Annotated in this window: 1 protein-coding gene; it reads left to right on the top strand. The window is 58.9% G+C overall.

The window, feature by feature from the left end; all coding sequences use genetic code 11:
- Window positions 1-63: 63 nt before the first annotated feature.
- Complete coding sequence (locus tag QMX79_RS20760; protein ID WP_282248461.1) at window positions 64-1,224, top strand: IS30 family transposase; 1,161 nt, start codon at window positions 64-66, stop codon at window positions 1,222-1,224.
- Window positions 1,225-1,231: the final 7 nt, after the last annotated feature.

Below are 1,231 nucleotides of genomic sequence, written 5' to 3'. Positions count from 1 at the left end.
CTTGGATTCAACCGGTCGACGCAACACACTGAAGACTGCTTACCGGCAGCAGGAGTGTTGCAGATGGAGCGCAGGCCAAGGATCTACTACAGCGACGCCCAGAAGGCTCTGATGTGGGAGCGATGGCGACGAGGCGAATCGCTGCACAAGATTGCAACTCTATTTGACCGTCACCATAGCTCGGTTCGCTCGGTTCTGTCCGAGTCCGGAGGTATCCAGCCAGTCCCACGCCGCCGATCAGAGCGCGTATTAAGCTTGGCGGAGCGTGAAGAAATCTCCCGGGGTGTGGCTGTTGGGAAGTCCATGCGTGCCATTGCGAGCTCGCTCGGACGGGCCCCGTCGACCATAAGTCGCGAGCTACACCGCAACGATGGGGTCAATGGCTATCGAGCGAATCTGGCTGATCAGCGTGCCTGGCAGCGTGCGCGACGCCCCAAGCTCTGTAAGCTCGGCTTGCATCGAGCGCTTGCGATGAGAGTGGCAGCAAAGCTGAAGCAGCAATGGTCACCACAGCAGGTGTCCGGTTGGTTGAAACGCACCAATCCTAAAGATACGAGCCGCCAGGTGTCTCACGAGACAATCTACCGAACGCTCTACATCCAGTCCCGAGGAGCCCTGAAGCAGGAGCTGTTGGCGCACCTACGGCGGACTCGTGCCATGCGCCGCTCACGGCATCACACACAGAAAACAGCTGATCACGGCAGGATCAAAGACACGATCTCCATCAGTGAGCGTCCGCCTTCGGTTGAGGACCGGGCAGTACCTGGCCACTGGGAGGGCGACCTGCTATTTGGTGACCGCGATAGCCAGATTGCGACGCTCGTGGAGCGCAAAACCCGTTACGTCATGCTGGTCAAAGTTGACGGAAAGGACTCTGAGACCGTGGTGAATGCGCTGATCAAAAGTGCCCGCCGCCTGCCTCGGGAACTGTACCGATCTCTGACTTGGGATCGCGGCAAAGAGATGGCGGCGCATCGCCGCTTTACGCTCGCCACCGACATCCAAGTCTACTTCTGCGACCCACACCATCCCTGGCAACGCGGCACCAATGAGAACACCAACGGACTACTGCGACAGTACTTCCCTAAGGGCGTCAGCCTTGCCAATATCTCTCAAGCTCAGCTTGATGCAGTTGCCCGCCAACTGAACGAGCGGCCCCGCAAGACGTTAGGCTACGAAACACCCGTCGAGCGATACCGACGAACCGTTGCGTCGATCGGTTGAATCCAAG

Origin of the sequence: Stenotrophomonas sp. PS02300 (genome assembly GCF_029959395.1) — a bacterium.
GTDB lineage: Bacteria > Pseudomonadota > Gammaproteobacteria > Xanthomonadales > Xanthomonadaceae > Stenotrophomonas > Stenotrophomonas maltophilia_AD.
This window is presented reverse-complemented; position numbering and strand designations above follow the sequence as displayed.

Coding starts and splice junctions, on each gene's coding strand:
- QMX79_RS20760 (WP_282248461.1), top strand. CDS start 64: ATGGAGCGCAGGCCAAGGATCTACTACAGCGACGCCCAGAAGGCTCTG.